This window comes from Pseudomonas silensiensis (assembly GCF_050434865.1).
Classification (GTDB): domain Bacteria; phylum Pseudomonadota; class Gammaproteobacteria; order Pseudomonadales; family Pseudomonadaceae; genus Aquipseudomonas; species Aquipseudomonas fluorescens_W.
Genome location: NZ_JBNDJH010000006.1, coordinates 81,367 through 105,817, shown reverse-complemented (window position 1 = coordinate 105,817; position 24,451 = coordinate 81,367). Strand labels below are relative to the sequence as shown.

Below are 24,451 nucleotides of genomic sequence, written 5' to 3'. Positions count from 1 at the left end.
GACGCATTGCAGTCACGTCGGGGATCGGGATGTTCTCAAAAAACTATTGGATTGTTCCAGTTAAATATCAAAACTTGTACACATAATCTTCCGTGCCCTGCTATGGGGCTTTGCTTTTCCGAGACTCCGAGCCGATTCTCGCCCCTTGCCTATACTTGCTTTTCTATAACAAAAGTCATGACAAGAGGGCTGCGCCATGGACCACCTCGTACTCACTGTATTCGCTCCGGACAAGCCAGGGCAGGTCGAGCGCATTGCCCAATGCATCGCCGAGCACGGCGGCAACTGGCTGGAGAGCCGCATGTCACGCATGGCCGGGCAGTTCGCCGGGATTCTTCGTGTGGGCGTGCCGGCCGAGGCCTACGATGAATTGGTGGATGCCCTACAGGCATTGTCCGCCCATGGCATTCGCGTGCTGATTGCCGAAAGCGGCATCGAGCAATCCTGCACCTGGAAACCGATTGCCATGGAATTGGTGGGCAATGATCGCCCGGGGATCGTACGCGACATCACGCGTCTGCTGAGTGAGCAGGGGGTGAACCTGGAGCGTCTGGTCACCGAAGTACGTCCGGCGCCGATGAGCAGCGAGCCTTTGTTTCACGCTGAAGCGATTCTGGCCGTGCCGCTGACGCTGTCCCTGGACGTGCTGCAATCGCGCCTGGAAACCCTGGCGGATGATTTGATGGTCGAATTGGTGCTGCGCAGTGATCCCTGAAAAGGTTATCCAAGTTATACGTGCACCTGCCTGTGGATAACCTGTAGAGACAGCCCGCCAGGCCAGGTCGGCCGGGGTTCTTCAGGATTTGATCAAAAAACCAGCAGTTTCAGGGACTTGCGCACAAACGCCGGGGATCACGTTGTGGATAACCTTGGGAAGGATCGATGCAGGCCACGTGAGCCGTGGCTTGCAGAGGTTTGTGCGTTTTTTGATCAGCTGCGGCGGCGCAGACTTATCCACGCGTCGACGCTGTAAACCGCCAGGCCCGCCCAGATAAAGATGAACGCTACCAGTGTGCTCGACGACAAATGCTCGCCAAACAGCAGGACGGCCTGCAGCAGCACCAGCGTCGGCGCCAGGTACTGGAGAAATCCTAAAGTCGTGTAGGGCAAGTGCCGTGCAGCGGCGTTGAAACACACCAGTGGCACCAGCGTCACCGGACCGGCGGCTACCAGCCACCAGGCTTCGGATGTGGTCCAGAACTCGGGCTGAGCGCTTGTGGCCGTCTGATTGAAAAGCAGCCAGGCAATAGCAATCGGCACCAGCATCCAGGTTTCCACCACCAGTCCCGGCAACGCCTTGACCGGTGCCTGCTTGCGGATCAGTCCGTAGAAACCGAAAGTCAGCGCGAGCACCAGCGACACCCAGGGCAGACTTCCGACCTGCCAGACCTGCTGCGCGACACCGACCGCCGCCAGGCCGACCGCCAGCCATTGCATGCGCCGCAGCCGTTCGCCAAGGATCAGCATGCCCAACAGCACGTTCACCAGCGGGTTGATGTAGTAACCGAGACTGGCTTCGAGCATGCGCCCGTTGTTCACCGACCAGACGTAGGTCAGCCAGTTGGCCGCGATCAGCGTGCCGCTCAGGGCCAGTACCGCCAGGCGTTTGGGGTTATCACGCAACTCGCGCCACCAGCCCGGATGTTTCCACACCATCAGCAGCAAGGTGCCGAACAGCGCGGACCAGAGCACGCGGTGGATGATGATCTCCACGGCGGGCACGCTGGCGATGGCTTTAAAGTAAAGCGGGAAAAGTCCCCAGATGATGTAGGCACTCAGGCCCAGGATGTACCCGCGACGCGGGTTGGCGGCTTGCATGCAGAATCCTTGCTTAGGCAGCTAACAAAGAGGGGATTGTAGGGCGGTTGTATAGATGTGTCGCTTCTGAAAGCAAAAGATCGCAGCCTTCGGCAGCTCCTACAGAGTGATTGCGTACACCGTGTAGGAGCTGCCGAAGACAGCGATCTTTTGATCGTGAAATTAAAAAAGCTTCAATGGCTCTTCGTTGAGCGCAGCCAATTGTTCGCGCAACGCCAACACTTGGTCGCCCCAATACCGTTCACTGCCGAACCACGGAAAACTGTGCGGGAACGCCGGGTCGTCCCAGCGGCGGGCGAGCCAGGCGCTGTAGTGCATCAGGCGCAAGGCGCGCAGCGGTTCGATCAACGCCAGTTCCCGCGGATCGAAGTCGTGGAACTCACTGTAGCCGTCCATCAATTCCGACAACTGACCGAGACATTCCTGACGATCACCCGCCAGCATCATCCAGATGTCCTGCACCGCCGGGCCCATGCGGCAGTCGTCGAGGTCGACGATGTGGAACATCTCGTCGCGGCACATCATGTTGCCGGGGTGGCAGTCGCCGTGCATGCGGATGTTCTTGTGCGGCGTAGCGTTGTAGACCTCTTCCACTCGTTTGAGCAGGTCGCGGGCCACGGACTCGTAGGCCGGCAGCAGGCTTTTAGGTACGAAATTACCTTCGAGCAATGTCGTCAGCGAGTCATGACCGAAGTTTTTCACGCCCAGCGCTTCGCGGTGTTCGAACGGTTTAGTAGTGCCGACGGCGTGCAGACGACCGAGCAGTTGCCCCAGGCGATACAGCTGATCGAGATTACCGGGCTCCGGCGCACGGCCACCACGGCGGGGGAACAGGGTGAAGCGGAAACCGTTGTGTTCGTGCAGGCTGGCACCGTTGTGAATCATCGGTGCGACCACCGGTACATCGCATTCAGCGAGTTCGAAGGTGAATTGGTGCTCTTCGAGAATGGCTTCATTGGTCCAGCGCTGCGGACGGTAGAACTTGGCGATCAGCGGCTCGGAGTCTTCGATACCGACCTGATAGACACGGTTCTCGTAGCTGTTGAGCGCCAGAATGCGCGCGTCGCTGAGAAAGCCGATGCTTTCGACGGCATCGAGCACGAGGTCTGGGGTGAGGGTTGCAAACGGGTGGGCCATGCTGACTCCTGCGCGCAGCAGGCTGCCGCGTCCGGCCAAGCATGGTAGCGCAGACGGGGCTTCTTTAGTGTTTGGGCTTTTGTTGTGTGTCGTTTCGGCTGACGCCATCGCGAGCAGGCTCACTCCTACAGGGATCTTGAGTGTGCACACTATCTGTGTCACCCAGACGATCTACTGTGGGAGTGAGCCAGCTCGCGATAGGGCCATATCAGGCGCCGACCACCCCGCCATCTTCACGGGTAATCGCCATCACCGAAGACCGCGGCTTGCCATTCGGCAGATGCTCAGGGAACGTCGACCCGCCGTTTTCCCCCGGATGCTGAATCCCGACAAACAGTGTTTTCTGATCTGGCGAGAAGCTGATCCCTGTCACCTCGCAGCCCACCGGCCCGACCATGAAGCGACGAATCTCCCCGGTCACCGGATCAGCGCAGAGCATCTGGTTGTTGCCCATGCCCGCGAAATCACCGGCATTGCTCGAATCGCCATCGGTGAGAATCCACAACCGCCCAGCCTTGTCGAAACCCAAACCGTCCGGACTATTGAACATGTTCTGCGGCGTGATGTTCGACGAGCCGCCCTTCGGCGTGCCGGCGTGGACGCCCGGGTTGCCGGCGACCACAAACAGATCCCAGGAAAAGCTTTTCGAACCGTGATCGTCACGGTCAGTGCGCCAGCGCAGAATCTGCCCGTAGACGTTCTTCTCACGCGGGTTCGGCCCGCCCACCGGCTGACCATCCTCGCCACGCTTGGCGTTGTTGGTCAGCGTGCAATAGACCTGGCCATCCTTGGGGCTGACGACGATCCATTCCGGGCGGTCCATGCGCGTGGCCTTCACTACGCTGGCCGCGAGGCGCGCGTGAATCAGCACTTCGGCCTGATCGGCAAAACCGCTGCTGGCGTCGATGCCGTTTTTGCCGTGGGTCAGTTCGATCCACTCGCCCTGGCCTTTCGGGTGATCGGCATTGCCGTCGCCCGCGTCGAAGCGCGCCACGTACAAGGTGCCGTGGTCCAGCAGGTCGCGGTTGGCCTTGGGGTTTTTGTGGTTGATCTTGTCGCGGCTGACGAATTTGTAGATGAACTCACCGCGCTCATCGTCGCCCATGTACACCACGGCGTGACCGTCACTGGTTTCGGCCAGGGCGGCGTTTTCATGTTTGAAGCGGCCCAGCGCAGTGCGTTTGACCGGCGTTGAGTGCGGGTCGAACGGGTCGATTTCCACGACCCAGCCGTGACGGTTGAGTTCGTTCGGATTCTTCGCCAGGTCGAAACGCTCGTCGTGTGGGTGCCAATTGATCTCTTTGCTGGTCGCCACCGCGCCGTAGCGTTTCTGTGCGGCGTCGAATTTTTGCTCGGCATTGCTGCTGCCGAAGCAGTCAGTGAAGTTTTCTTCGCAGGTCAGGTACGTGCCCCATGGCGTCTTGCCGTTGGCGCAGTTCTGGAAGGTGCCGAGGACATTTTTGCCGTGCGGGTCGGCGCTGGTTTTCACCAAGGCGTGGCCGGCGGCAGGGCCGCTCAAATTGATCGGCGCGTTGCCGTGAATGCGCCGGTTGTAGCGCGAGCCCTGGACGAAATGCCACTGGTCGTTTTTGCGCTGTACTTCAATCACCGACACGCCTTCGCAGGCCAGTGCCTTGCGTACCTCTTCGGCCGACTGCGGCATGCCGCCGTGGGGATAGAGGTAGCGATAGTTGGTGTATTCGTTGTTGATCGCCATCAGCGCCCGGTTTTTGTCACCGGGGAATTCAAACAGGCTCATGCCGTCATTGTTGTCGCCGAACTGGACTTCCTGATGTTCGGCCGTGCCGTTGCCGCTCGGGTCGAATGCCGGGCCGTTCTTCTGCAGGGGTTGGCCCCAACTGATCAATACCGAAGATTTGTAACCTGGCGGCAGGGTGATGGCGTCGCTGGTGGCGGCGGGAATACTGTCAAAACCCAACAGTTTGCTGGAACCGGCGCTGACGCTGGCGGCGAGCACGCTGCGGCTCAGCAGGTTGCCGCCCAGGAACATTGCTGCACCGCAAAGGGCGCCGGCGCTGATGAAACCTCGACGGCTGAGGCCGACCATGTTCTCGAGGTCGGTGGATTGGTTGTCTTCTAATAGGCTCACATCAGGCTCCCTGCGGGTTTTTGCAGTCACCTTAATGAGCGTTAATGACACTTGTGTTTCAAAGCGGTGTACCGAGCAACACGTTGGATGGCGCGAACTGCACCAGCACCGGTTTATTGGCGACCAGACCAAGGGTTCTCAAGTGCAGCGGTTCGGCCAGCGCGCAGAGTGTCTGGCCATTGGGCAGGCCGATGCGCACTTCGCTGGGGCCGTCCTCGGCGTCGAGAATTTCTTCGATGATGCCCTTCAGGCAATTATTGCCGGGTGTTGCTCCTTGATCGATGCCCAGCAACTCCAGCCAGCCGGCCTTGATCAGTGCGACCACTTCAGTGCCGGTTTCCAGGTCTAGACGCAGGGTGCTGTCGTGAGTGATCTGCGCATCGATGCTCAAGCCTTCGGCCAGTTCAAGGCGAACCCGGTCGTTGTGCCCTTGGCTATCAATCGCCACGACCTTGCCATGCAGTTGATTGCGCGCGCTGGTTCTGAGCATCAGTCGGCCGAGCAGGTCGAGATCGCTGGCATCTTCGGCGGCCTCCAGCACCTGAGCCTGCAAGGCTTGCAGCTTTTGATACAGGCGCAATACGCGCTCGCCTTCGCTGGAGAGTTTGGCGCCACCGCCGCCCTTGCCGCCGACACTGCGCTCCACCAACGGTTTTTGCGCGAGGTTGTTGAGCTCATCGATGGCGTCCCAGGCCGCTTTGTAACTCAGCCCCGCGCTTTTCGCGGCGCGGGTGATCGAGCCCTGTTCGGCGATGTGTTGCAGCAACGCGATGCGCTGCGGACGACGGACAATGTGCTGGGACAACAACGTAGGCAAGGACATGGCAAGACGCTTTGGGCTGTGGCGATGGGAAGGACGTTGGCGGCTTGGGCCCCGGGAGTCAAGTCAGGGCGCATCGCCGGGTTTGGGTGTGCGGGCCAGACAATAGACGTCCACCCGCGCGGCGCCGGCGTCCATCAACAGGCGAGCCAAGGCTTGCGCCGTGGCGCCGGTGGTCAACACATCGTCTACCAATGCTAAATGACGACCCTTGATGCACGCATCGGGCGTCAGGGCGAAGGCGTTGTGCAGGTTCTTTTTGCGGGCCTCGGCATTCAGGTCCTGTTGGGCGCTGGTGTCCTGAACCCTCAGCAGCAGCGTTTCATCGCACGGAATGTCGAGGCTGGTGCTGAGCCAGCGAGCGAGCATCGCGGCCTGGTTGAAACCCCGTTTGCGCAGTCGTTTGGAGGCCAGCGGAACCGGGATGAGCGCGTCGGGTGGATTCAGGTCTTCATCGAAGCGATGTTGCAGGAACTGAGCGAGAAGTTCGGCGAGCAGGCGACCAAACGGCCACTTCGCCGAGTGTTTGAAGCGTGTGATCAACGTGTCCACCGGAAAGCTGTAAGTCCAGGGCGTAGCGACCCGTTCAAAGGCTGGCGGTTGTTTCAGGCATTGGCCGCAGGTCAGGCCGGCAGTGGGCAACGGCAGAGCGCAGGTTTGGCATTGATCGCCCAGCCAGGGCAGCTCCGTTTCACAGGCCATGCAGATGGGTGTGCATTCATCGGCGGGTTCTGAACAGAGCAAACAGTGTTGTTCGTTTTTTAACCAGATGTAAACCGGTCCTTCGTATCGTGGTTGACAGCGCATGAGTCTTCCTTAAATATGCCGAACATCCGTGTCGCGTCTGTGGGTATTCCATTCCCCAGCCGCTTGCCAAGCATAAAACAAAGGAAGCACCCATGAGCGCCAGCACCACTGCAACCCTGCGTCATGACTGGTCTTTGGCCGAAGTCAAAGCACTCTTCGTTCAGCCATTCAATGACCTGTTGTTTCAGGCGCAGACGGTGCACCGCGCGCATTTCGACGCCAATCGGGTCCAGGTGTCGACGCTGCTGTCGATCAAAACCGGTGCCTGCCCGGAAGATTGCAAATATTGCCCGCAGTCCGGTCACTACAACACCGGCCTGGAAAAAGAAAAACTGATGGAAGTGCAGAAGGTCCTCGAAGAGGCCGCTCGCGCCAAGGCCATCGGTTCGACCCGTTTCTGCATGGGCGCGGCGTGGAAACATCCGTCGGCCAAAGACATGCCTTACGTGCTGGAAATGGTCAAAGGCGTGAAAGCCATGGGCCTGGAAACCTGCATGACCCTCGGTCGCCTGGATCAGGACCAGACCGTCGCTCTGGCTGACGCCGGCCTCGACTACTACAACCACAACCTCGATACCTCGCCTGAGTTCTACGGCAGCATTATCACCACCCGTACTTACAGCGAGCGCCTGCAGACCCTGGCCTACGTGCGTGAATCGGGGATGAAGATCTGCTCCGGCGGCATCCTCGGCATGGGCGAATCGCTCGATGACCGCGCCAATCTGCTGATCCAGCTGGCCAACCTGCCGGAGCACCCGGAGTCGGTGCCAATCAACATGTTGGTGAAAGTCGCCGGTACGCCGCTGGAAAATGCTGACGATATCGACCCGTTCGACTTCATCCGCATGCTGGCTGTCGCACGTATCCTGATGCCGCAATCCCACGTGCGCCTGTCCGCCGGCCGCGAAGCGATGAACGAGCAGATGCAAGCCCTGGCGTTCTTCGCCGGTGCCAACTCGATTTTCTACGGCGAAAAACTGCTGACCACCGCCAACCCGCAGGCCGACAAGGACATGCAACTGTTCTCGCGTCTGGGCATCCTGCCGGAAGCGCGTGAAGAGCACGCTGACGAAGTCCATCAGGCCGCGATCGAACAAGCGCTGGTTGAGCAGAAGAGCAGCGAGCAGTTCTATAACGCGGCTGTTTAACGCTCCACTGATCCTTATGAAGGAATGCAAAACCCTGTAGGAGTGAGCCTGCTCGCGATAGCGATCTAACAGTCAGCATTTTTGTTGAATGTGCCGCCGCAATCGCGAGCAGGCTCACTCCCACAGGGATCGCATTCACATTGATTTATGTGAGTTGACCTTCGAGGCCTGCATGTCTTTTGATCTCAGCGCGCGCCTTGCTGCCCGTCGTGCCGAAAATCTCTACCGCCAACGCCCATTGCTCGAAAGCCCTCAAGGCCCGGAAGTGGTGGTCGATGGTCAGCCGTTGCTGGCGTTCTGTAACAACGACTACCTGGGCCTGGCCAATCACCCGCAAGTGATCGAAGCCTGGCGTGCCGGTGCGACCCGTTGGGGCGTCGGCGGCGGGGCGTCGCATTTGGTCATCGGTCACAGCAGCCCGCATCACGCGCTGGAAGAGGCCCTGGCCGATTTCACCGGCCGCCCGCGCGCGCTGTTGTTCACCACCGGTTACATGGCCAACCTCGGCGCAGTCACCGCGCTGGTCGGGCAGGGCGATACGGTGCTGGAAGACCGGCTCAATCACGCGTCCCTGCTGGATGCGGGTCTGTTGTCCGGAGCGCGTTTCAATCGCTATCTGCACAACGACGCGGCGAGTCTGGCCAAGCGTCTTGAGAAGGCGACCGGCAATACCCTGGTGGTCACCGACGGTGTGTTCAGCATGGACGGCGACATCGCCGACCTGCCAGCGTTGGCTCGGGAGGCGAAAGCCCAAGGTGCATGGTTGATGGTCGATGACGCTCACGGCTTTGGCCCGCTGGGCGCCAATGGCGGCGGGATCGTCGAGCATTTCGGCCTGAGTCAGGAAGATGTGCCGGTTTTGGTCGGCACGCTCGGCAAGGCATTCGGTACGGCCGGGGCTTTTGTTGCCGGCAGTGAAGAGCTGATCGAGAGCCTGATCCAGTTCGCCCGTCCCTACATTTACACCACCAGCCAGCCGCCGGCGCTGGCCTGCGCGACGCTGAAAAGCCTTGAGTTGCTGCGCACTGAACACTGGCGTCGTGAGCATCTGAAAACACTCATTGCCCAGTTCCGCCATGGCGCCGAGCAAATCGGCCTGGAGTTGATGGACAGCTTCACGCCGATCCAGCCGATCATGATCGGCGATGCCGGGCGTGCGGTTCGACTGTCGCAGATGCTGCGCGAACGCGGACTGATGGTCACAGCGATCCGTCCACCGACCGTGCCCGCCGGCAGCGCCCGACTGCGGGTGACCCTGACCGCCGCGCACAGCGAGGCGCAGGTGCAGCTATTGTTAAATGGACTGGCCGATTGTTTTCAACAACTGGGACCGGAGCCAAGCCATGCGTGATCGTCTGATTCTGCTGCCCGGCTGGGGCCTCGGAATTTCTCCGCTGGAGCCCTTGGCGGCAGCGTTACAAGGGCTGGACGAACGTTTGCGAGTCGAGATCGAGCCGTTGCCGGAACTGGAATCGAGCGATCTTGAGGAGTGGCTCGATGAGTTGGATTCGACGTTGCCTCAGGATGCCTGGCTCGGTGGCTGGTCGCTCGGCGGCATGCTCGCTTCAGAGTTGGCGGCCCGGCGTGGCGATCGCTGCTGCGGCTTGCTGACACTGGCGAGCAACCCTTCTTTTGTCGCCCATGAGCAATGGCCAAGCGCGATGCCTGCCGAAACTTTCGATGCGTTTCTGGCCGGCTGCAAGGCTGATCCACGCATGACGTTGAAACGTTTCTCGCTGCTCTGCGCTCAGGGTGCCGAAGACCCGCGCGGGTTGTCTCGGCTGTTGCTCGGTGGCGCGCCACACACTTCGGCAGAGGTGCTGATTAGCGGCCTGGAGTTGCTCGCACAACTGGATGCCCGCCAGGCTTTGCAGGCGTTTCGCGGCCCGCAACTGCACTTGTTCGCCGGCCTCGATGGACTGGTTCCAGCCGAAGCGGCGGGGGACCTGCTGACGTTGCTGCCGGATGTTGAAATCGGTCTGATCGAGCAGGCCAGTCACGCGTTTCTTCTGGAAGACCCTCACGGTGTGGCGGGGGCGATTCAGGCCTTTTTGCATGAGTCCGGTGATGACTGATTTATCCCTTCCCAACCTGCCCGGCGGTTTGCCCGACAAACGCCAGGTGGCGGCATCTTTTTCCCGTGCGGCGGCAAGCTACGACAGCGTGGCCGAATTTCAGCGCGACGTTGGCAGTGAATTGTCGAGTCGTTTGCCTGAGGACTTCGTGCCGGGTGTGTGGCTGGATCTGGGCTGCGGCACCGGGCATTTCAGTCGTGCATTGGGCGAGCGATTTCCTGCCAGTCACGGACTGGCATTGGACATCGCCGAAGGCATGCTCAATCACGCCCGGCCATTGGGCGGTGCAACGCATTTCATCGCCGGCGATGCCGAGCGGTTGCCGTTGCAGGATTCGACCTGCGATCTGATCTTCTCCAGCCTGGCGGTGCAGTGGTGCGCGGACTTCGCTTCGGTGCTCAGTGAAGCCAATCGTGTATTAAAACCTGGCGGAATTTTCGCGTTTGCTAGTCTGTGCGTGGGCACACTGTTCGAGCTGCGTGACAGTTGGCGTCAGGTGGATGGCATGGTGCACGTCAATCGCTTCCGCGAGTTCGGGGTTTATCAACAGCTTTGCGCGAACAGTGGGTTGAGCGTCGCGAGTCTGGAAACCCGACCGCACGTGTTGCACTACCCGGATGTGCGCAGCCTGACCCATGAGCTGAAGGCGCTGGGTGCCCACAACCTGAACCCCGGTCGGCCGGGCGGTTTGACCGGCAGGGCGCGGATCCTCGGATTGATCGAGGCTTATGAGCAGTTTCGTCAGGCCGAAGGATTGCCGGCGACTTATCAAGTGGTCTACGCCGTTTTGGAGAAACCTTTATGAGCGCAGCCTATTTCATCACTGGCACTGACACCGATGTCGGCAAGACCACTATTGCCGCGGGTTTGTTGCACGCTGCGCGGTCAGCCGGTTTGAGCACGGCGGCAGGCAAACCGGTCGCCTCCGGTTGCGATGTGACGCCCAAGGGCTTGCGCAACGCTGATGCATTGGCGCTGTTGGCGCAGTGCTCGTTGCCTTTGACTTATGCGCAGGTCAACCCAGTGGCATTCGAACCACCGATCGCACCGCATCTGGCAGCGCGGGAGGCCGGCGTGGCATTGACGGTGCAATCACTGTTGACGCCCATGCAGGACATTCTCGATATGCAAGCAGACTTCACCTTGATCGAAGGTGCTGGAGGCTGGCGAGTGCCTTTGGCGGATCAGGACAATCTGTCGGACCTTGCGATGGCGCTGGATCTGCCGGTGATCCTGGTGGTGGGTGTGCGCCTGGGTTGCATCAACCATGCGCTGCTGACAGCTGAGGCGATTGCTCAGGACGGTTTGCAGTTGGCGGGGTGGGTGGCCAATATCATCGATCCGAAGACTGCGCGCCTGGAAGAAAACCTTGCAACACTGGCTGAACGGATCCCGGCTCCGTGCCTGGGGCGAGTGCCGAAACTCAAGGTGGTGACGGCTGAAGCGGTGGCGGAGCATCTGCAACTGGACTTACTGGACTGAGTTTTCTGGCAGGGGTTTTAACTATGACAAGGCACTGTGCTATTAGTGTTTTTGTCGGGTCTTTTGTCAGTGGGTCTGTTTCAATGGCCGCTGTTGATCCTTTGTAGGACGAGTTCTCCCATGGAAATCTCAGGAAACACCGCTTTTTATGCCGGTCTGAGCACTATTCAGACAGGGCAGAACCGTGTCGATCAGGCCTCTGGCCAGATCGCCAGCACGACGATCGAGCGTTCGGTGACGAGCCAGTCTTCCGAGGCTCAGGTTGATCGTCTGCGCTCGGTAGATCGCAGTCAGCAGTCGGACCTGGCCAGCAATATGGTCGAAATGTCCCAAGGCAAATTTCAGGTGGAACTGGGCGTCAAAGTCGCCAAGGCATCCGACGAAATGCTCGGTACGCTGATTGATACCTACGCTTGAACCCTCGCTGAACCCGCTCCCTCAACGCCGCGACTATTCGCGGCGTTTTTCTGCGTAAATCCTTCTCCCTCAACTAATCTTTCCTCCACCGCGTATTGCTCAGGCGGCGGTGCTGCGTTGCTGTGGGTGTGGTATTTGCCTCATGTGATGACGAACGGCAAAAGATCGGCGCTTGACAAGATTTGGGCGTAAACGTATGTTTCAAACAACTGTTTGACCGTCACAACAAATCAACACGGTCGTTCATTCCCGGTTACATCAGCAGAGGTTTATCGCTATGCCTGACTACAAGGCCCCCTTGCGTGATATTCGCTTCGTTCGTGACGAACTGCTCGGCTACGAAGCGCACTATCAGAGCCTTCCGGCTTGTGCAGACGCAACTCCAGACATGGTTGACGCCATTCTCGAAGAAGGCGCCAAGTTTTGTGAGCAGGTGCTGGCTCCGCTGAACCGCGTGGGTGACACCGAAGGCTGCACCTGGAGCGAGTCCGGCGTTAAAACCCCGACGGGCTTCAAAGAAGCCTATAAACAATTCGTCGAAGGCGGCTGGCCAAGCCTGGCCCACGACGTAGAGCACGGCGGCCAAGGCCTGCCGGAATCCCTGGGTCTGGCCGTCAGCGAAATGGTTGGCGAAGCCAACTGGTCGTGGGGCATGTACCCAGGCCTGTCCCATGGCGCGATGAACACCATTTCCGAGCACGGCACGCCTGAGCAGCAAGAGGCTTACCTGACCAAGCTGGTTTCCGGCGAATGGACCGGCACCATGTGCCTGACCGAACCGCACTGCGGCACCGACCTGGGCATGCTGCGCACCAAGGCTGAACCTCAGGCCGACGGTTCCTACAAAGTCTCCGGCACCAAGATCTTCATCTCGGCCGGTGAACACGACATGGCCGACAACATCGTCCACATCGTGCTGGCACGCCTGCCGGATGCACCGGCTGGCACCAAAGGCATCTCGCTGTTCATCGTGCCCAAGTTCATGCCGAACGAAGACGGTTCGATCGGCGCACGCAACGCTGTGACCTGTGGTTCCCTGGAACACAAGATGGGCATCCACGGTAACGCCACCTGCGTGATGAACTTCGACGCGGCCACCGGTTACCTGATCGGCCCGGCGAACAAAGGCCTGAACTGCATGTTCACCTTCATGAACACCGCACGTCTGGGCACCGCGCTGCAAGGTCTGGCTCACGCCGAGATCGGCTTCCAGGGCGGTCTGAAATACGCTCGTGACCGTTTGCAAATGCGCTCGCTGACTGGCCCGAAAGCGCCGGAAAAAGCCGCTGACCCGATCATCGTTCACCCTGATGTACGTCGCATGCTGTTGACCATGAAGGCCTTCGCCGAAGGCAACCGTGCGATGGTTTACTTCACGGCCAAGCAAGTCGACATCGTCAAGTACGGCGTGGACGAAGAAGAGAAGAAGAAAGCCGACGCACTGCTGGCGTTCATGACGCCAATCGCCAAAGCCTTCATGACTGAAGTCGGCTTCGAATCCGCCAACCACGGCGTGCAAATCTACGGCGGCCACGGCTTCATCGCTGAGTGGGGCATGGAGCAGAACGTTCGCGACAGCCGCATTTCGATGCTGTACGAAGGCACCACCGGTATCCAGGCACTCGATTTGCTGGGCCGGAAAGTGCTGATGACTCAAGGCGAGGCCCTGAAAGGCTTCACCAAGATCGTCCACAAGTTCTGCCAGACCAACGAAGGTAACGAAGCGGTCAAAGAGTTCGTTGAGCCATTGGCTGCGCTGAACAAAGAGTGGGGCGAGCTGACCATGAAGGTCGGTATGGCGGCCATGAAAGATCGCGAAGAAGTCGGCGCGGCATCGGTGGATTACCTGATGTACTCCGGTTACGCCTGCCTGGCTTACTTCTGGGCTGACATGGCGCGTCTGGCTGCCGAGAAACTGGCTGCCGGCACCACCGAAACGGCGTTCTACACCGCCAAGCTGCAGACTGCGCGCTTCTACTTCCAGCGCATCCTGCCGCGTACCCGCACTCACGTTGTCACCATGCTGTCGGGCGCTAACAACCTGATGGACATGAAAGAAGAAGACTTCGCGCTGGGTTACTAAGCCTTAACGCAGTTCTTCGAAAAAAACCGCCGCTCCTTCGGGAACGGCGGTTTTTTTTGCGCTGAGATCAGGCCTTGATCACCATGGCGTCGGATCCAGGGGGCCGACGCCAGTCGGGGTGCTCACGCCTTCGCCATTACGTATGAACGGCAGATGCCAGAAGTCGTTAGGCACCACAGGATCGCCAGGCTTGACGCCTTCCGGAAAGATGAACTCAAACACCGGTGCCACATACTGGCCGGCAATCAGTCCATTGGCGACGGTCAGCCTGCCCGCATTTTGGAGGCAACTGTCCACGGCGGTCTGGGACAAGCTCTGCTGTGGAACGCAAAGTGACCGCGCAACGACGCGCAAGGTGCGTGTCGGCTGGCTAAGAAGCCCAGCGGGCGCTTTGGTCGCACGTAATCTGGCGCGTTGTGGCTGAGGACCTGTGTTCTGTGTGGTAATACCACCCGAGGCTCCCAGGCAACTGGTCGCAAGGCCCAGCGCAGGGTTGCATTCACCCGTCATTTCATAGGGTGTAACCCAGCGATTGGTTTGCACACCTGTCGATGGATTGACATCTATCAGATAGATGTCGACCGGGGTCTTGATGTCGGTGGTCGAGGCTTCAAGGAAAATCCGGTCCTGCGTCTCCTGGGCTACTCCGTTGATGGCCGTTGCAGCCGGGTCGGCCGTGCCGACGCCAAATTCCCCGATAGACAGGTAGCTGGGCTGCGAACCAGGCTGAGTGTAGATCCCGACATTCGCCTCGATCGTGTGTGCAGAGATGAAATCCGGGAGGCCCGTTGTTGTTGACTTGAATAGGGTGCCGGACCAACTGATGAAGTCGCCGACTTCGAAGGGGGCCTGTTGCGTCGGGTCGGGGTCCGTCGCGGTGCGGCTAGCATCGCTGAATCTCTTCATGACGTACTGGCTGCAATAGACCTGCCCCACCGCTGGACCCGAGAGCTCCCCACTGGTCGGAGGCGTGACGCCTGCCTGACTGAAATTGCGGCAGTTGTTGGTCGTGGTCGGGGTGACCACTTTTGGGCGGTTTTTCTGTGGGCAGAGCGCATCGTCTCCGGAAATCGTGCGGGGCACGCACATCGGGTAGCCGGTGGCGGCATGGATGGTCGGGTTGGCATCATCGACGGAGAAGCGTGGGTCGGGGCTTTGGGGGCGGCCAAAACGTCCGTTCGGGTCGTTGATCTGAATAATCGTGGGTTGCGTCGGATTCCCGCTGTCAACTTCGAGGTTGCCGTTGGTGTAGTCGATCCGGGAGATGAAACCGCTCCCCGCGTTGGTTGATTGCTGGGAGACAAAGATCAGCCCGGCAATCTGCTTGTTGGAGACACTATTGCCTACCACATGAATCTCGAACGAGGGGTAGGCCGCCGCTGATTTTCCGAGCGCCAGGGTTCCACCTCTGACGAAGTCGGCCCAGGTCAGGGTGTTGGCCGGCATCTGCATAACGGTGTTGCAAGGAACAGTAATCGTGACGCCGTTTAATTGGACGGTCCCCCCAAAGCGGCCAGGGTCGCTGGTGTTGGGGCAATTCGCATTGGTGGAGTCCAGCGTCATGCTCTGGATAAAGCCTGTAACGTCAAACCCATGTATCGCAGTCGGGTTTGTAAAAACCGGGTCGGGCAGTGTGGGTGTCGTGAACGGCGAGGGCACACCCGGGGGCTTGGCAGTCCCGCCACCACCGCCACCGCCAGCTCCGTTTTTGGCAAATGCAAATCCGCCACCCCCAATGGTCAGTGCGACAGCGACGGCACTGGCGAGCAGTGCTTGGCGACTGAAGATGCCGTTGAATCGTTTGTTAGGCAGCAGCGGTATGCCGAGCTTTTTTTCGTACAAAGATAAGGTCATGGCGCACTCCAGTATCTTGCAAGACCAATTGCCGGCCAATCGAGCCCGTAGATTTGCTGATGCGCTGAATCCTGCGCAGGAAAAACGCAAAGCCGTGAGTGTCGAATGTTGGCCCGATCCAGCGGTGTAAGTGCCTGTGTACGGTCGACACTTGCCGTTCGGATGCTTTCGCCTGCGTTGCGTCGGCCGGTTACGGACGCAAACGCGAGAGACATTTCCTTGAGCCTGAGGCGTACAAAGCAGTTGTTGTGCCGGTTTGAAACAATTAGACACAAACAATCGCCGGCGCACTAAGAATGCGGGCTGCGCGGCCAAGGATGGTATTGCGGAGAACACTATTGAATAAATACCCCCAGCATAGGGGGGGATATATGCCCAAGTTTGGGAGTGTATGAAATGACGTGCAGTTACTCACTGGGTGAGTTTGATCCTAAGTGCTGAATGAGAAATATTGTCTATACCTACTCCGGGCGGAATAACATTGCAAGAGAAATGTATTTAGGTGTTAGTCATAAGACTTTTTTGTATTGATGTTAAATAAAATACATAGCTCACGCAGTGTAACTTGTACACGCGTGAAGTGGGGGTTAATCATGTAGGTACTGAGTAAGTGGATCTGGCGTGCCGGGAGATTAAATAGCGGGCGCCCTTTGCTACTGAGTTAGCAATTACTTTGCCAGGGTTTACATAGATGATTGTTATGCATAAGTGATTGTAAGTATTGATATTAATTTGTTTTGTTGATTGTATTTAGATAACCGTTGGGGGATATAACCCGGAAGTGGGGGTGGAGGTACACCAAAGTTGAGGGGGGTTAGTCGCACTTGAGAGGGGCTGCTATTAACACAAAATAACTAACACCTGACAGAAAAAAATATTCGTTTCCGCTTTTGAAATTTTTTGTTACAGCTAGAGTGAAGTTAAGCGCTCTCGCCGGCGCGACAAAAAAGCGTTTCTATCAAACCTGAGCCAAGAGAGTACTTTGCCAGTTCGGCTTCGCCGCGTCGTACCCAACTTCGAGTTGGTGTAATGGCTCGTGCGAGCAGCACGATTCATGGCCGTGAGTTCATCTCGTAACAGGAAAATCCCGGAGCCCGGCTACTCCGTACTGAATCGAGAATGTCATCATGGTAAAACCCTTGAGCATCCTTCGTACTCCCCGCTTGACCTGCGTGATCGCGGGTAACCTGATCGCAGTCAGTCTGGCTTGCAACGGCGCTTTTGCCGCTACAGCGCCAGAGGTCGTCACGCCCGCGCCGGATGTGCCCAGCCTGCAGTCGCTGCATGGGATGACACCGCCTGACCCCTCGGGAACAGAGGGCGGGCGCAAAGTCGACCTGATGACCGACTATGTACTCAATCGTTCGGCAGCGATTATGTTGGGCAAGGCGCTTTTCTGGGACATGGAGATCGGTAGCGATGGCTCGACGGCATGTGCGTCCTGCCACTTTCACGCAGGGGTCGATCACCGGATCACCAACCAGATCAACCCGGGCCAGGCCAGCACCCATGCAAACGTTGCGTCGATCTTCAACAAGCCGTTCGTAGCCGCCGATATTCCAGGCGACGTCTCTTCTTACGCGACCTTGTCCGCAGGCAAGGGCGGGCCGAACTACACGCTCAAGAAAACCGACTTCCCTACCCATGTGCTGGCCGATCCGCTGGATCGCAATTCGCCGATTGTCTACTCGACCGACGATGTGATTGGCTCGCAAGGGGTGTTCGACGCCAACTTCGTCAAACCCAAGCAACGGCGTTTCGACAAGTGCACGCAGCAACCGGACGGTATCTTCCAGGTGGATGGCATCAACGTGCGGCGCAGCACGGGACGCAACGCTCCGACAGTGATCAATGCCGCGTTCAACGTTCGCAACTTCTGGGACGGTCGGGCCAATAACGTGTTCAACGGCTTCTCGCCGTTCGGTAATCGCGACCCTGACGCCGGGATTTTCGTCACCAGCGACCGCAGCGGGGTGGCGACCAAGGTTCGGTTGGCGCTCAACGATGCGTCTGCCGCCTCTCAGGCTGTGGGCCCACCCGGCAGCCCGGTTGAAATGTCCTGCGGCGGTCGCACCTTCGCAGACATTGGACGGCGCATGCTCGATACGCTGATGCTTAAACAGCAGAGGATTTCACCCACCGATTCGGTGCTCGGCCCCGTTTCCGATGCCCGCCGGCCCACCTACAGGGAATTGATCAAGGCGGCTTTTTATCCTCGACTTTGGAACGCCACAAAGCAGGTTTCACTCGGCGACGCTCCTTATACCCAGATGGAAGCCAACTTCTCGCTGTTCTTTGGGCTGGCGATCCAGATGTACGAATCCACCCTGGTTTCCGACCAGGCACCGCTGGATGCCTACCTGCAAGGCAATCAACAGGCAATGAATGCCCAGCAAGTCCAGGGGATGAATCTGTTCCTTGGCAAAGGCAAGTGCATCAGTTGTCACGGCGGCGCGGAACTGACCAATGCCGCCAGCCGCTTGCTGTTCCATCCCCGTGAGCGGATCGAACGTATGGTGATGGCTGACAACCTGATCGCGCTGTACGACAACGGCTTCTACAACACCGGTGTGCGCCCGACGTCAGAGGACCTGGCACTCGGCGGATCGGACGCGTGGGGCAACCCGCTGTCGTTCACTCGTGAATACAACACCCAACTGCAAGGCAAAAGTGTGCCGGATCCGCTGGACGTTGATGTGTGCACCTTTGAAGCGCTGCTGAGTGCGGGAATACCCTGCGACCCGACGCTCAAGCCCAATGTGGGCTTCCACGATGCGGTTGATGGTGCATTCAAGACCCCGACCCTGCGCAACATCGCGTTGACCGGGCCTTATTTCCACAATGGCAGCCGCGCGACGCTCAAACAGGTCATGGAGTTCTACAACCGGGGCGGCGACCGGCGCGGCTCGGAGGCGAACAACACCAGCGGATTCGATCATCCGAGTGTGAATCAGCACAACACATCGAACCTCGATCCAGACATGACAGCGCTGAACCTGACTCCCGATGAAGTGGATGCTCTGGTCAAGTTCATGGAGGTCGGGTTGACCGATCCGCGAGTCGCCTGGGAGCAGGCACCATTCGATCATCCATCGCTGGTCATTCCACAAGGCGAGGTGGGTGACGAAAACTCCGTGACGATACGGCCAGTCAATCCGAAGATAACCACCCGACAGGCGATGGATGCGCTAATGACGCTCAAACCCGTAGGTGCAGAAGGTCGCAAAGTTAAAGAGGGACCGTTGCTGCCGTTCTACAACGATCTTTGATTGAACGACCGTGACTGGCCGCGCTGTTTTTGCGGCCAGACACGCACCTGCTAAAAAAACCTGGCAAATCGCTCAGTAAGCCGGCGTTTCTGCCGTTACAGTTGGTGGGCACAATGCCATCTATTGATATGACGGGTCGGAGCTTTACCCTTGCCGCGTTCTTCCGCTGTACGTTTCAGCCATTTCCTGCCGTCATTACTGCTGTTGCTCGCGGGGCTGGCGGCTGCGTACGTGAAGGACCTGAACGTCTTTTTCACCTCGCTGTTCAACGTACTGCCAACCCTGGTGTTGTTGCTCGGCGGTGCTTACTGCGCGGTTTACCGACGTCAGCGTGAACTGTTTCTGATGGTCACCGTGTACATCGCCTACTTCCTGCTCGACACCCAGACCGACTATTACCGTGACAATGGCAAGGTTCGCGAAGACGCCGCTGTGGTGTTCCATCTGTGCTGCCTGTTGCTCCCGCTGCTATTTGGTGTGTTCGCCGCCTGGCAGGAGCGCACCCACCTGTTCCAGGACATGGTGGCGCGTTTCGCTGTGTTGCTGGCCTTCGGTAGCGTGGCGTTGGGGCTGGAACAAAGTTACCCGCAGGCGCTATTGATGTGGCTGTCGGAAATCCGCTGGCCGGCACTGCATGGCGCGTGGATGAGCCTGATCCAGTTGTCGTATCCGGTGTTCATCGCCTCTTTCGTGCTGCTCGCCTGGCAGTACTGGCGCAACCCGCGACCCTTGCATGCTGCCCAATTGGTGGGTTTGCTCGGGTTGTTCTGGATGTTGCCGAAAACCTTCATCCTGCCGTTCACCCTGAACATCATGTGCAGTCAGGTGATGTTGATGATTGCCGCAGCGGTCGCCCATGAGGCCTATCAAATGGCCTTCCGCGACGAGCTTACCGGTCTGCCGGGCCGCCGCGCCTTGAACGAGCGGATGCAGCGGCTGGGGCGCAATTACGTGCTGGCGATGAGCGACGTCGATCACTTCAAGAAATTCAACGACACCCACGGTCACGATGTCGGCGACCAGGTACTACGACTGGTTGCCAGCAAGCTGTCGAAAATCGGCGGAGGCGGTAGGGCGTATCGCTACGGCGGAGAAGAATTTGCGTTGGTGTTCGCAGGCAAGACCCTCGAAGAGTGCATGCCGCACCTGGAAGTCATCCGCGAGTCCATCGCCACCTACAATATTCAACTGCGCAATCAGGACAGCCGTCCTCAGGACGACCAGCAAGGTCGTCAACGTCGCGCGGGCTCGGGCGCTTCAAGTGTGTCGGTCACCGTCAGCATCGGCGTGGCCGAACGACTGGAGCAGCGCACCCCCGAAAAAGTGCTCAAGTCCGCGGACGAGGCGCTCTACAGTGCCAAAGGTGCCGGTCGAAACTGTGTGGTGGCGTTCGGTCAGACCCGTCGTGGCGCGGTGCGCATGGACGCCGCTACTGATTGAGTGATGATGGCGCATTCAGCGTCTGGACTGTGATTGTGAGGCCGGGGGCGCGGCAGTAGGTTTGGGGAATCTGCTGCCGGAGAAATGACCATGCCTGAGTACAAAGCTCCCCTGCGCGACATGCGCTTTCTGATCGACCACGTCTTCGATTTTCACAGCAACTACGCCGCGCTGGGCGCCACCGATGCCAGCCCGGACATGGTCAATGCGATCCTCGAAGAAGGTGCAAAATTCTGTGAGAACGTTCTCGCACCGCTGAACCGCAGCGGCGACGAAGAAGGCTGCCATTTCGACAATGGCGTGGTGACTACGCCTACAGGCTTCAAGCAGGCCTTCGCACAATACGTTGAAGGCGGCTGGCACGGTCTGGCGGCTGATCCGGTTTACGGTGGCCAGGGTTTGCCGAGTTCACTGGGGCTGGTGATCAGCGAAATGGTCGGCTCCAGCAACACCTCCTGGGGCATGTACCCCGGCCTGACTCACGGTGCAATGTCGGCAATCCACGCCCATGGCACCGAAGAACAGAAACAGACTTACCTGAGCAAACTCACCGCCGGCCAATGGACCGGCACCATGTGCCTGACCGAAGCCCATTGCGGCACCGACCTGGGCATCATCAAAACCCGCGCCGTGCCTGCGGCCGACGGCAGCTACGCGATCTCCGGCAGCAAGATCTTCATCTCCGCCGGCGAGCACGACATGAGTGAAAACATCATTCACCTGGTGCTGGCGAAACTGCCGGACGCTCCGGCAGGCACCAAGGGAATTTCGTTGTTTATCGTTCCTAAATTCCTACCCAATGACGAGGGTGAGGCGGGCGAACGTAATGGCGTTTCCTGTGGCTCGATCGAACACAAAATGGGCATCAAGGCCTCGGCCACCTGCGTGCTGAACTTCGATGAGGCCAAGGGTTTCTTGATCGGCGAGCCGAACAAGGGCCTGAACTGCATGTTCACCATGATGAACCACGCGCGGCTCGGCACCGGCATGCAGGGTTTGTGTCTGGGGGAGGCGAGCTTTCAGGGGGCGATCAAGTACGCCAACGACCGTCTGCAGATGCGCGCGCTGACCGGCCCGAAAGCACCGGATAAACCTGCCGATCCGATCATTGTTCATCCTGACGTGCGCAGGATGTTGCTGACGATGAAAGCCTTCAACGAAGGCAACCGGGCGCTGACCTATTTCACTGCGCAGTTGCTGGACGTGGCACATCTGAGTACGGATGAGACGGCGCGTCAGGATGCCGAAGACCTGCTGGCGTTCCTCACGCCGATCTGCAAAGCCTTCATGACCGATACCGGGCTGGAAGTGACCAACCACGGCATGCAGGTGTTCGGTGGTCACGGTTTTATCCGCGAGTGGGGCATGGAGCAGTTGGTTCGTGACTGCCGGATCGCACCGATCTACGAAGGCACCAACGGCATTCAGGCGCTGGACTTGCTTGGAAGAAAAGTCCTCGGCAGCCAAGGAAAATTGCTGCGCGGCTTTACCAAAATCGTTCACAAATTCTGTGCGACGAACGCTGAACATCCGCAACTCGCCAGCTACGTGGCGCAGCTCAACGACCTGAATCAGCAGTGGGGAGAGGTGACCACCAAGGTCGGCATGGCGGCGATGAAAAATCCGGATGAAGTCGGCGGGGCTTCGGTGGATTACCTGATGTACAGCGGTTACATCATCCTCGGCTATCTGTGGCTGCGCATGGCGTTGGTCGCTCAGGCGCAGCTCGATTCGGGCAGTGGCGATGCCGATTACTGCCAGGCAAAACTGGCGACCAACGAGTTTTACTTCAAGCGTTTGCTGCCTCGCACGGCGGCTCATCGGGCGGGCATCGAGGCGGGCAGCGATTGTCTGATGAACCTGCCTGCGGAGTTATTCGCACTATAGTGTTTCAAGTCGACGTAAAAGAGCCCGCCTAGTTGCGGGCTTCTTTAATGCTTCGCTTTCCAGTGACTAAAAATAACAAAACGGTCATGAGCTGACCCTATGTGTCGTAAAAGTTGTTGGGTTACACTCAAACCCAACGAAAGCACCACTCCTACGAATCACCTGTTTAGATCTTGCGAGGTTTGCCATGGCTGACTACAAAGCGCCCCTGCGCGATATGCGCTTCGTCCTCAATGAAGTTTTCGAGGTCGCCAAACTCTGGGCCGAGCTGCCAGCGCTGGCCGAGACTGTCGATGCTGAAACGGTCGAAGCCATTCTTGAAGAGGCCGGCAAGGTCACCAGCAAAAGCATCGCGCCCCTGAGCCGTGCGGCTGACGAAGAAGGTTGCCATTGGGCGGACGGTGCCGTCACCACGCCGGCAGGTTTCCCACAGGCGTATCAGACTTACGCTGAAGGCGGTTGGGTCGGTGTCGGCGGCGATCCGACCTACGGCGGCATGGGCATGCCCAAGGCTGTTTCGGCTCAGGTCGAAGAAATGGTCAACTCCGCCAGCCTGTCGTTCGGCCTGTACCCAATGCTGACCGCCGGCGCCTGCCTGTCGATCAACGCCCACGCCAGCGAAGAGCTGAAAGCCGCATACCTGCCGAACATGTACGCCGGCGTCTGGGCCGGCTCCATGTGCCTGACCGAGCCACACGCCGGCACGGACCTGGGGATCATCCGCACCAAGGCCGAGCCTCAGGCCGACGGTTCCTACAAAGTCAGCGGCACCAAGATCTTCATCACTGGCGGTGAGCACGACCTGACCGAGAACATCATTCATTTGGTACTGGCCAAACTGCCAGACGCACCGGCGGGGCCGAAAGGTATTTCGTTGTTCCTGGTGCCCAAGTTCATGGTCAATGCCGATGGCAGCTTGGGTGCACGCAACCCGGCGACCTGCGGTTCGATCGAACACAAGATGGGCATCCAGGCGTCCGCGACCTGTGTGATGAATTTCGATGAGGCCGTGGGTTATCTGGTCGGCGAGCCGAACAAAGGCCTGGCGGCGATGTTCACCATGATGAACTACGAACGTCTGGGTGTTGGTATTCAGGGCCTGGCCAGCGGCGAGCGCTCGTACCAGAACGCCGTCGAATACGCCCGCGACCGTCTGCAAAGCCGTTCGCCGACTGGCGCGCAGAACAAGGACAAGGTTGCTGACCCGATCATCGTCCACCCGGACGTGCGTCGTATGTTGCTGACCATGAAAGCCTCGAACGAAGGCGGCCGTGCCTTCTCGACGTACGTGGCCATGCAACTCGACACCGCCAAGTTCAGCGAAGACGCCACGACCCGCAAACGCGCAGAAGATTTGGTGGCCTTGCTGACCCCGGTGGCCAAGGCGTTCCTGACCGACCTGGGCCTGGAAACCACGATTCACGGCCAGCAGGTTTTCGGCGGCCACGGTTACATCCGTGAGTGGGGCCAGGAGCAACTGGTTCGCGACGTGCGCATCACTCAGATCTACGAAGGCACCAACGGCATTCAGGCGCTGGACCTGGTAGGGCGCAAGATCGTCGGCACGGGCGGGGCGTTCTACAACCTGTTTGCCGACGAGATCCGTCATTTCACCGCGACTGCCAGTGCTGATCTGGCCGAGTTCACCAAACCGCTGAACGATGCCGTGACCACCCTCGACGAACTGACCGCCTGGTTGCTGGATCGGGCGAAAAGCAACCCGAACGAAATCGGCGCTGCCTCGGTCGAGTATCTGCAAGCATTCGGTTACGTGTCGTATGCGTACATGTGGGCACTGATGGCCAAGGCCGCTTTTGGCAAAGAGGCCCAGGACGATTTCTACGCGAGCAAGTTGGGCACGGCGCGCTTCTATTTCGCACGTCTGCTGCCGCGTATTCACTCGTTGAGCGCGTCGGTGAAGGCCGGCAGCGAGTCCTTGTTCCTGCTGGACGCAGGACAGTTCTGACGCTGTAACGTCATGTAAGCAATCTCTTACATGACGTGCTGCTTTTCTCCCATAGATGCAGATTGGATCCACAGCTAATCTACTTCACATGGACGTCGCGCAGGAAGCGCAAAGCAACAACACGGACACGTAGGATTC

Annotated in this window: 18 protein-coding genes; 12 read left to right on the top strand and 6 right to left on the bottom strand. The window is 58.9% G+C overall.

The features are described from left to right. Positions 1-196: 196 nt before the first annotated feature. The gene (locus QF010_RS10825; RefSeq protein ID WP_064680143.1) at positions 197-715 is read left to right on the top strand and encodes a glycine cleavage system transcriptional repressor; all 519 of its coding nucleotides are present in this window, start codon (positions 197-199) and stop codon (positions 713-715) included. Positions 716-930: 215 nt separating this feature from the next. On the opposite strand, the gene rarD is transcribed toward QF010_RS10825, so the two are convergent. The 5 genes from rarD to QF010_RS10800 form a co-directional block, all read right to left on the bottom strand. After that, positions 931-1,818 carry an EamA family transporter RarD gene (gene rarD / locus QF010_RS10820; protein WP_033056252.1) on the bottom strand — a complete coding sequence of 296 codons (888 nt, stop codon included), beginning with the start codon at positions 1,816-1,818 and terminating at the stop codon, positions 931-933. A 162-nt stretch (positions 1,819-1,980) separates the two neighbouring features. After that, positions 1,981-2,955: a serine/threonine protein kinase gene (locus QF010_RS10815; protein WP_429533106.1), complete on the bottom strand. Its 975-nt coding sequence runs from the start codon at positions 2,953-2,955 to the stop codon at positions 1,981-1,983. A gap of 208 nt (positions 2,956-3,163) precedes the next feature. After that, positions 3,164-5,065 (bottom strand): PhoX family protein, encoded by a 1,902-nt coding sequence (locus QF010_RS10810; protein WP_429533105.1) that lies wholly within the window; start codon positions 5,063-5,065, stop codon positions 3,164-3,166. Between the two features lie 58 nt (positions 5,066-5,123). Next, the gene (locus QF010_RS10805) at positions 5,124-5,888 is read right to left on the bottom strand and encodes a TOBE domain-containing protein (RefSeq protein ID WP_429533104.1); all 765 of its coding nucleotides are present in this window, start codon (positions 5,886-5,888) and stop codon (positions 5,124-5,126) included. Positions 5,889-5,951: 63 nt separating this feature from the next. Further along, positions 5,952-6,692 (bottom strand): ComF family protein, encoded by a 741-nt coding sequence (locus tag QF010_RS10800; protein WP_033056248.1) that lies wholly within the window; start codon positions 6,690-6,692, stop codon positions 5,952-5,954. A gap of 92 nt (positions 6,693-6,784) precedes the next feature. On the opposite strand from QF010_RS10800, the gene bioB reads away from it, so the two are divergent. The 7 genes from bioB (at position 6,785) to QF010_RS10765 (ending at position 13,897) form a co-directional block, all read left to right on the top strand. Next, positions 6,785-7,840: a biotin synthase BioB gene (bioB, locus tag QF010_RS10795; protein ID WP_008147151.1), complete on the top strand. Its 1,056-nt coding sequence runs from the start codon at positions 6,785-6,787 to the stop codon at positions 7,838-7,840. A 172-nt stretch (positions 7,841-8,012) separates the two neighbouring features. Continuing rightward, positions 8,013-9,191 (top strand): 8-amino-7-oxononanoate synthase, encoded by a 1,179-nt coding sequence (gene bioF / locus QF010_RS10790; protein WP_033056247.1) that lies wholly within the window; start codon positions 8,013-8,015, stop codon positions 9,189-9,191. After that, the gene (locus QF010_RS10785; RefSeq protein WP_429533103.1) at positions 9,184-9,915 is read left to right on the top strand and encodes an alpha/beta fold hydrolase; all 732 of its coding nucleotides are present in this window, start codon (positions 9,184-9,186) and stop codon (positions 9,913-9,915) included. The genes bioF and QF010_RS10785 overlap by 8 nt, the downstream gene beginning before the upstream one ends. Next, positions 9,908-10,720, top strand: a complete 813-nt coding sequence (gene bioC / locus QF010_RS10780; protein WP_033056245.1) for a malonyl-ACP O-methyltransferase BioC — start codon at positions 9,908-9,910, stop codon at positions 10,718-10,720. Before QF010_RS10785 ends, bioC begins: the two co-directional genes overlap by 8 nt. After that, a complete protein-coding gene (bioD, locus tag QF010_RS10775) occupies positions 10,717-11,397 on the top strand; it encodes a dethiobiotin synthase (RefSeq protein ID WP_033056244.1) in 681 nt (226 codons plus the stop codon). The genes bioC and bioD overlap by 4 nt, the downstream gene beginning before the upstream one ends. A gap of 120 nt (positions 11,398-11,517) precedes the next feature. Beyond that, complete coding sequence (locus tag QF010_RS10770; protein ID WP_033056243.1) at positions 11,518-11,814, top strand: hypothetical protein; 297 nt, start codon at positions 11,518-11,520, stop codon at positions 11,812-11,814. A 277-nt stretch (positions 11,815-12,091) separates the two neighbouring features. Continuing rightward, entirely contained in the window at positions 12,092-13,897 is a 1,806-nt protein-coding gene (locus QF010_RS10765; protein ID WP_429533102.1) for a phenylacyl-CoA dehydrogenase, read from the top strand. A 78-nt stretch (positions 13,898-13,975) separates the two neighbouring features. Here QF010_RS10765 and QF010_RS10760 read toward each other — a convergent pair whose 3' ends face one another. Continuing rightward, the gene (locus QF010_RS10760) at positions 13,976-15,751 is read right to left on the bottom strand and encodes a hypothetical protein (protein ID WP_429511746.1); all 1,776 of its coding nucleotides are present in this window, start codon (positions 15,749-15,751) and stop codon (positions 13,976-13,978) included. A 1,190-nt stretch (positions 15,752-16,941) separates the two neighbouring features. Here QF010_RS10760 and QF010_RS10755 point away from each other — a divergent pair. From QF010_RS10755 to QF010_RS10740, 4 genes are all read left to right on the top strand, one after another. Further along, entirely contained in the window at positions 16,942-19,020 is a 2,079-nt protein-coding gene (locus QF010_RS10755; protein ID WP_429533185.1) for a cytochrome-c peroxidase, read from the top strand. Positions 19,021-19,170: 150 nt separating this feature from the next. Beyond that, the gene (locus QF010_RS10750) at positions 19,171-20,460 is read left to right on the top strand and encodes a GGDEF domain-containing protein (protein WP_429533101.1); all 1,290 of its coding nucleotides are present in this window, start codon (positions 19,171-19,173) and stop codon (positions 20,458-20,460) included. Positions 20,461-20,550: 90 nt separating this feature from the next. Continuing rightward, entirely contained in the window at positions 20,551-22,347 is a 1,797-nt protein-coding gene (locus tag QF010_RS10745; RefSeq protein ID WP_429533100.1) for an acyl-CoA dehydrogenase C-terminal domain-containing protein, read from the top strand. A gap of 187 nt (positions 22,348-22,534) precedes the next feature. Then, complete coding sequence (locus QF010_RS10740; RefSeq protein ID WP_033056238.1) at positions 22,535-24,313, top strand: acyl-CoA dehydrogenase C-terminal domain-containing protein; 1,779 nt, start codon at positions 22,535-22,537, stop codon at positions 24,311-24,313. Positions 24,314-24,451: the final 138 nt, after the last annotated feature.

Excerpts from the sequence above, each read along its gene's own strand:
- bioD (WP_033056244.1), top strand. The coding sequence starts at position 10,717 with ATGAGCGCAGCCTATTTCATCACTGGCACTGACACCGATGTCGGCAAG.
- QF010_RS10825 (WP_064680143.1), top strand. The coding sequence starts at position 197 with ATGGACCACCTCGTACTCACTGTATTCGCTCCGGACAAGCCAGGGCAG.
- QF010_RS10805 (WP_429533104.1), bottom strand. The coding sequence starts at position 5,888 with ATGTCCTTGCCTACGTTGTTGTCCCAGCACATTGTCCGTCGTCCGCAG.
- QF010_RS10770 (WP_033056243.1), top strand. The coding sequence starts at position 11,518 with ATGGAAATCTCAGGAAACACCGCTTTTTATGCCGGTCTGAGCACTATT.
- bioC (WP_033056245.1), top strand. The coding sequence starts at position 9,908 with ATGACTGATTTATCCCTTCCCAACCTGCCCGGCGGTTTGCCCGACAAA.
- QF010_RS10760 (WP_429511746.1), bottom strand. The coding sequence starts at position 15,751 with ATGACCTTATCTTTGTACGAAAAAAAGCTCGGCATACCGCTGCTGCCT.
- bioF (WP_033056247.1), top strand. The coding sequence starts at position 8,013 with ATGTCTTTTGATCTCAGCGCGCGCCTTGCTGCCCGTCGTGCCGAAAAT.
- rarD (WP_033056252.1), bottom strand. The coding sequence starts at position 1,818 with ATGCAAGCCGCCAACCCGCGTCGCGGGTACATCCTGGGCCTGAGTGCC.
- bioB (WP_008147151.1), top strand. The coding sequence starts at position 6,785 with ATGAGCGCCAGCACCACTGCAACCCTGCGTCATGACTGGTCTTTGGCC.
- QF010_RS10800 (WP_033056248.1), bottom strand. The coding sequence starts at position 6,692 with ATGCGCTGTCAACCACGATACGAAGGACCGGTTTACATCTGGTTAAAA.
- QF010_RS10815 (WP_429533106.1), bottom strand. The coding sequence starts at position 2,955 with ATGGCCCACCCGTTTGCAACCCTCACCCCAGACCTCGTGCTCGATGCC.
- QF010_RS10765 (WP_429533102.1), top strand. The coding sequence starts at position 12,092 with ATGCCTGACTACAAGGCCCCCTTGCGTGATATTCGCTTCGTTCGTGAC.
- QF010_RS10740 (WP_033056238.1), top strand. The coding sequence starts at position 22,535 with ATGGCTGACTACAAAGCGCCCCTGCGCGATATGCGCTTCGTCCTCAAT.
- QF010_RS10745 (WP_429533100.1), top strand. The coding sequence starts at position 20,551 with ATGCCTGAGTACAAAGCTCCCCTGCGCGACATGCGCTTTCTGATCGAC.
- QF010_RS10785 (WP_429533103.1), top strand. The coding sequence starts at position 9,184 with ATGCGTGATCGTCTGATTCTGCTGCCCGGCTGGGGCCTCGGAATTTCT.